Annotated in this window: 4 protein-coding genes; all 4 read right to left on the reverse strand. The window is 73.2% G+C overall.

Features of this window, described 5'->3' with window-relative positions; translation table 11 throughout:
• Positions 1 to 33: 33 nt before the first annotated feature.
• On the reverse strand, positions 34 to 2,565 hold the full coding sequence (gene pheT, locus ACWF94_RS29710; RefSeq protein WP_453495209.1) for a phenylalanine--tRNA ligase subunit beta: 2,532 nt from the start codon (positions 2,563 to 2,565) through the stop codon (positions 34 to 36).
• Entirely contained in the window at positions 2,565 to 3,692 is a 1,128-nt protein-coding gene (pheS, locus tag ACWF94_RS29715) for a phenylalanine--tRNA ligase subunit alpha (RefSeq protein WP_453495212.1), read from the reverse strand. Before pheS ends, pheT begins: the two co-directional genes overlap by 1 nt.
• A 202-nt stretch (positions 3,693 to 3,894) precedes the next feature.
• Positions 3,895 to 5,025, reverse strand: a complete 1,131-nt coding sequence (locus ACWF94_RS29720; protein ID WP_453495215.1) for an ATP-binding protein — start codon at positions 5,023 to 5,025, stop codon at positions 3,895 to 3,897.
• A gap of 114 nt (positions 5,026 to 5,139) precedes the next feature.
• Positions 5,140 to 5,979 carry a TrmH family RNA methyltransferase gene (locus ACWF94_RS29725; protein WP_453495218.1) on the reverse strand — a complete coding sequence of 280 codons (840 nt, stop codon included), beginning with the start codon at positions 5,977 to 5,979 and terminating at the stop codon, positions 5,140 to 5,142.
• Between the last annotated feature and the right edge of the window lie 347 nt (positions 5,980 to 6,326).

A 6,326-nucleotide genomic window follows, 5' to 3' on the forward strand; every position in this document is an offset into this window, starting at 1 on the left:
GGATTCAGGGTGCGCCCCGCGGAGTGGGACGGATCAGGCGCCGCGCAGGACCGCGCCCGTGTGCCGGGCGGCGAGCGCCACGGCCTGGTCCCGGGCGGCCGACGCCTCCTCGACGGTCAGCGTCCGGTCGGTGGCGCGGAACCGCAGGGCGTACGCCAGCGACTTCTTGCCGGCGCCGAGCTGCTCACCGGTGAAGACGTCGAACAGCCGGATGGACTCCAGCAGTTCGCCCGCGCCGATGGTGAGCAGGTTCTGCACGGCGGCGGCCGGGACGTCCTCGTCCACGACGAGCGCCACGTCCTGGGTGGCGACCGGGAAGTTGGAGATCCTCGGCGCGGTGAGCGTGGTGTCGCCCGCCCGCTCCACCAGATCCAGGTTCAGTTCCATGGCGCAGGTGCGGGCGGGCAGCCCGAGCGCCTTGACGACCCGGGGGTGCAGCTCGCCCGCGTGGCCGACGGATGTCTTCACCCGGTCGACGGTGACGAACAGTTCGGCGCAGCGGCCGGGGTGCCAGGGGCCGTACCGCGCCTGCTCGGCGGCGAGTTCGGTCCCGGCCTCGCGGGCGATCAGCCGGGCGGCCCCGATGGCGTCGGCCCAGTCGGCCGGGCGGCCCCCGCCCCACCAGCCGGCCTGCTCACGGGCTCCGGCGAGGACGACGGCGGCGTGGCGCGGCTGCGCGGGCAGCGCGGCGTCCAGCGCGGCGATCTCCTCATCGGTCGGCCTGCGGTCGACGGGCGGCGGCGCCGCGACGGCCGGCTCGGCCAGGGGGTGGAAGACGACCCCGGTCTCGAAGAGCGCCAGGTCGTGGCTGCCGCGCCCGTCGTTGCGGCGCAGTGCGCCGAGGAGTCCGGGCAGCAGCGTGGTGCGCAGCGCGGGCTCCTCGTCGGAGAGCGGGTTGACGAGGGTGACCAGCCGCCTGGCGGGGTCGTCGGCGGCCAGGCCGAGCTGGTCGAGGACCTGCTCGCCGATGAACGGGTAGTTCAGCGCCTCGGTGTAGCCGGCTCCGGCGAGCGCCCGGCCGACCCTGCGGTGCAGCCGCTGCCGGCCGGTGAGCCCGCGGCCCGCGGGCGGCCTGGGCAGGGTCGACGGCAGGTTCTCGTAGCCCTCCAGGCGGATGACCTCTTCGGCGAGGTCGTTGGGTGCGGCGAGGTCGGGACGCCACGACGGGACGGTGACGACCAGTTCGTCCTGGCCGTAGACGTCACAGCCGACCTCCTGGAGCCGTCGTACGACGGTCTCGCGGCCGTAGTCGACGCCCGCGACCCGGTCGGGGTGGTCGGCGGGCATGGCGACCGTACGCGGCGCGGACGGTGCGATGACATGGGTGACCCCGGCCTCGGCGGTGCCTGAGGCGAGCAGCACCAGCAGATCGACGGTGCGCTGGGCGGCGGCGGGCCCGGCCATCGGGTCGACTCCACGCTCGAAGCGCCTGGACGCCTCGGAGGAGAGCCGGTGGCGGCGGGCGGTGCGGGCGACGGAGACCGGGTCGAAGTGCGCGGCCTCGATGACGACCTCGGTGGTGCCCCGGACGTGGCCCGTCTCCGGGTCGACGGCGGAGTCGGCGATCTCGGTGTTCGAGCCGCCCATCACGCCCGCGAGGCCGATCGGCCCCCGGTTGTCGGTGATGACGAGGTCCTCGGCGTCCAGGACGCGCTTGACGCCGTCGAGGGTGACGAGCTTCTCGCCCTGCTCGGCGCGGCGGACGCCGATCGGCCCGTCGATGAGGGTGCGGTCGTAGGCGTGCAGCGGCTGGCCCAGCTCCAGCATCACGTAGTTGGTGATGTCGACGGCGAGCGAGATCGGGCGCATACCCGCCTTCTGGAGGCGGCGCTCCAGCCAGATCGGGGAGCGCGCCTCGGGGTCGAGACCGGTGACGGTGCGCGCGGTGAAGCGGTCGCAGCCGACGGGGTCGGCGACCTGGACGGGGTAGCCGTACGAGTTCGGTCCCGGCACGTCCAGCAGCGCGGGGTCGCGCAGCGGCAGCCCGTACGCGGTGGCGGCCTCGCGGGCGACGCCGCGCATCGACAGGGCGTAGCCCCGGTCGGGGGTGACGGCGATGTCCAGGACCTCGTCGTACAGCTCCAGCAGGACGGTGGCGTCGATGCCCACCTCGTGCTCGGGCGGCAACACAATAATGCCGCTGCCGCTGCCGTCGCCCCCCATGCCCAGCTCCTCGGCGGAGCAGATCATGCCTCGGGACATCCGGCCGTAGGTCTTGCGCTCGGCGATCCGGAAGTCGCCGGGGAGGACCGCACCGGGCAGGGCGACGACGACCTTGTCGCCGACGGAGAAGTTCCGCGCACCGCAGATGATCTCCTGCGGCTCACCCGTCGTGTTGGCATCCGCGACATCGACGGTGCAGTAGCGGATGGGCTTCTTGAACTCGGTCAGCTCCTCGATGGTGCGGACCTGTCCGACGACCAGTGGGCCGGTGAGTCCGGCGCCGAGCTGTTCGACGCTCTCGACCTCAAGACCCGCCGCGACGAGCCTCGTCTGTACGTCACGGCCGGTCTGGTCCGCCGGCAGGTCGACGTACTCCCGCAGCCAGGAAAGCGGGACGCGCATCAGATCTCCATCCCGAACGGCCGGGTGAACCGGACGTCGCCCTCGACCATGTCTCGCATGTCCTCGACGTTGTGGCGGAACATCAGCATCCGTTCGATGCCGAACCCGAAGGCGAATCCGCTGTACTTCTCGGGGTCCACCCCGCAGGCGACGAGCACCTTCGGATTGACCATGCCGCAGCCGCCCAGCTCGATCCAGCCCTCGCTGGAGCAGGTGCGGCAGGGCCGGTCCGGGTTGCCGACGGACTCACCGCGGCAGACGTAGCAGACCATGTCCATCTCGGCGGACGGCTCGGTGAACGGGAAGAAGTTCGGCCGCAGCCGGGTCTTCATGCCCTCGCCGCCGAAGAGCGACTGAACCATGTGGTCCAGGGTGCCCTTGAGGTCGGCCATGGTCAGGCCCTCGTCGACGGCGAGCAGCTCGACCTGGTGGAAGACGGGGGTGTGGGTCGCGTCCAGCTCGTCGGTGCGGTAGACCCGCCCCGGGCAGATCACATACACCGGGGGCTCGCGGTCCAGCAGGGAGCGGATCTGCACCGGTGAGGTGTGGGTGCGCAGCACGACTCCGGAGCCGTCACCGGCGGTGCCCGCGCCCTGGACGAAGAAGGTGTCGGCCTCGCCCCGGGCGGGGTGGTCCGGGCCGATGTTCAGCGCGTCGAAGTTGAACCACTCGGTCTCGGCCTCCGGGCCCTCGGCGACCTCGTAGCCCATGGCGACGAAGATGTCCTCGATGCGCTCGGAGAAGGTGGTGAGCGGATGGCGGGCGCCCGCCGGGACGCGGTCGTCCGGCAGGGTGACGTCGACCGCCTCCTCGACCAGCACCCGGGCGTCGCGCTCGGCCTCCAGCTCGCTCTGGCGGGCCGCGAGGGCCTTGTTCACCGCGCCGCGCGCCTGGCCGACGCGCTTGCCCGCCTCGGCCTTGGCCTGCGGCGGCAGCGCGCCGATCTCCCGGTTGGCGAGCGCGAGCGGCGAGGTGCCGCCGCTGTGCGCGACCTTCGCGTGGGCGAGCGCGTCGAGGTCGCCGGCGGCGGCGAAGGCGGCGAGCGCCTCGTCCCGCATGCGCTCGATCTCTTCCGGTTTCAGTGCCTCGACCTCGACCGGGTCGTACGACTTGTTGGGTGCGGACATCTCTTCCCGTGCTTCCGATTGGCTGATGGGCGCGACCACGCTCGACGACTGGGGCGCAAAGGTGCCAATGGTCGAGTCTAGAGGTCCCGGGGGGTGTGCTGTTCCGGGGGAGGTGCCGGGCGTCGCGGGCCGGGCGGGGCTTTCGCGATGCGCGCCAGGTCCGGGAGGCGTCCTGCCCCGGTACGGAGTGCCCGCGGGCGGCTCAGGCCAGATAGGCCGGGGCGCCGACGGGCAGGATAAATCGGAACTCGGCGCCGCCGCCGGGCCCCCGGCCGACGGTGATCGTCCCGCCGTGCGCCTCGACGATGCCCTTGACGATATAGAGGCCCAGGCCCGTCCCGCCGCGCTTGCTCCCCCGCCAGAAGCGGGTGAAGACACGGCCCATCGACTCCTCGGGAATGCCGGGCCCTTCGTCGCTCACGGTGACGGCCGTACCCTTCTCGTCGCCCTTGGTGTCCGCCGGAGATGCCGGCGCCACTTCGATGGTGACGGTTCCGGCGCCGTGGCGCACCGCGTTTTCGAGCAGATTGCCGAGAACCTGGTCGATCTTGTCCGGGTCGGCCCACAGATCGGGCAGCTCGCGCCGGATGCGGACGAAGAACCGGGAGGGGCTCTGGCCGCTGGCTATATGGGCCTGGACATGACGTCCGACGGCCGAGGCCACATCGACCGGCTGGCGGCGCACCTCAAGGCGTCCGGAGTCGATACGGGAGATGTCGAGCAGTTCGGCGATGAGGCGGGTGACCCGGTCGGCGTCGGCGTCGACGGTCTCCAGCATCAGCCGCTTCTGGTCGTCGGTGAAGCGCTCCCACTTGGCGAGCAGGGTCGCGGTGAAGCCCTTGACCGAGGTCAGCGGGGAGCGCAGTTCATGGGCGACCGTGGCGATCAGCTCGGCGTGGCTGCGTTCGTTGCGACGGCGGGCCTCGGTGCCTCGGAGGCTGATGACGAGCCTTCGTATCGGCCCGGTGGGGCGCTCGCGCACATAGCGGGCGGAGACGAGGACCTCACGGCCGCCGGGCAGCAGCAGATTCCGCTCGGGCTGTCCTACGCGGGTGGCGAGACCGCCGTACGGATCGGTCAGCGTCCACCAGCGGCGGCCCTTGAGGTCCTCCAGCGGAAGGGCCCGCTCCAGGGGGAGTCCGATGGCGTCGGCCCGGTCGACGGCGGTGATCCTGACGGCCGCGTCGTTGAAGCAGATGACCCGGCCGGTCTCGTCGGCGACGACCAGTCCGTCGGGAAGCTCGTCGGGGTCCAGCGGGAAGGCCCCGGGGCCCTCCGCAGGGCACAGCGACGGCATGTGCGTCTCAGCGGGCCTGCTCGTCCCGACAGCCATCCCCGTACCCCACCTCTCCGCCGGCGCAGTGGGCCCCCGAGCACGTCACCCTACTAGCTGAACGTGACGGAGCGGAGCCCCTGAACCGGTCCCGCACCTCATGGGCCATGCAGTTCATCGAGTGCTTCCGCCACGCTGGGCGCGCGCGGAGGCGTAGAGACATACGGCTGCGGCGGTCGCGAGGTTCAGACTTTCCGCCTTTCCGTGAATCGGTACGCGGACGACCGCGTCCGCGAGGGCCCGGGTCTCCTCGGGCAGGCCCCATGCCTCGTTGCCGAAGATCCACGCGGTGGGGCCGCCCATGGTGCCGGCGTCGAGTTCGGCGTCGAGATCGTGCTCCCCCGCCCCGTCGGCGGCCAGCACGCGCACTCCGGCGTCCCTGAGGCCCTGGACGGCCTGTTCGACGGGGACGCCGACCGCGACGGGCAGATGGAAGTGCGAGCCGACGGACGCGCGTACCGCCTTGGGGTTGTACAGGTCGACGGAGGCGTCGGTGAGGACGACGGCGTCCGCTCCGGCGGCGTCGGCGCACCGCAGCACGGTGCCCGCGTTCCCGGGGTCGCGCACATGGGCGAGGACCGCGACCAGCCGGGGCCCGGCACCGGCGATGTCGGCGAACGGCCGGTCCAGGAAGCGGCAGACGCCCACCAGGCCCTGTGGGGTGACGGTCGTGGAGATGTCGGCGATCACGGCGTCGTCGGCGAGGTGGAACCGGGCCCCGGCGTCCCGGGCCGCGCCGACGATGTCCGGGTACCGCTCCGCCGCCTCCAGGGTGCTGAACAGCTCGACCAGCGTGGGGCCGCCGTCCCCGGTCCGGTGCCCCGCCGCCTCGCGCACGGCCTGTGGCCCCTCGGCCAGGAACAGCCGCTCCTTGCCGCGGAAGTTCCGCTTCGCCAGCCGCCGCGCGGCGGCGACACGGGAGGAGCGCGAGGAGATCAACTCGGGGGCGGCCATGGCTCGCTTTCGGGTGCGGAGGGGGGCGGGGGTGCGGGGGTATGGCAGGGGCGGGGTGTGCCGCGCCCGCCCGGCACGCGTCGGCCGGGAACCGGCGGGCGCGTACGCACGGGACACCGGCCGCCCCGGCGGACCCGGGGGCCGGGTGGCCCAGGTGGCCCCGGCGGACCCGGATGGCCCGGGTGCCCCGGTCGGGCGGCGGGCCCACCGGTCGGGTCAGCCGGGCCGGCGAGCCGTACCGGGCACCATGGCGGACGCCCCGGGAGGACGGACCCGGCGGACACCCGGGCGGGGCGGTGGGCGGACGCGGGGGCCGGACGCGCCCGGACCCGCAGACCACCAGGGTC

The organism is Streptomyces sp. NPDC055078, assembly GCF_053607985.1.

Excerpts from the sequence above, each read along its gene's own strand:
- pheT (WP_453495209.1), bottom strand. The coding sequence starts at position 2,565 with ATGCGCGTCCCGCTTTCCTGGCTGCGGGAGTACGTCGACCTGCCGGCG.
- pheS (WP_453495212.1), bottom strand. The coding sequence starts at position 3,692 with ATGTCCGCACCCAACAAGTCGTACGACCCGGTCGAGGTCGAGGCACTG.
- ACWF94_RS29720 (WP_453495215.1), bottom strand. The coding sequence starts at position 5,025 with ATGGCTGTCGGGACGAGCAGGCCCGCTGAGACGCACATGCCGTCGCTG.
- ACWF94_RS29725 (WP_453495218.1), bottom strand. The coding sequence starts at position 5,979 with ATGGCCGCCCCCGAGTTGATCTCCTCGCGCTCCTCCCGTGTCGCCGCC.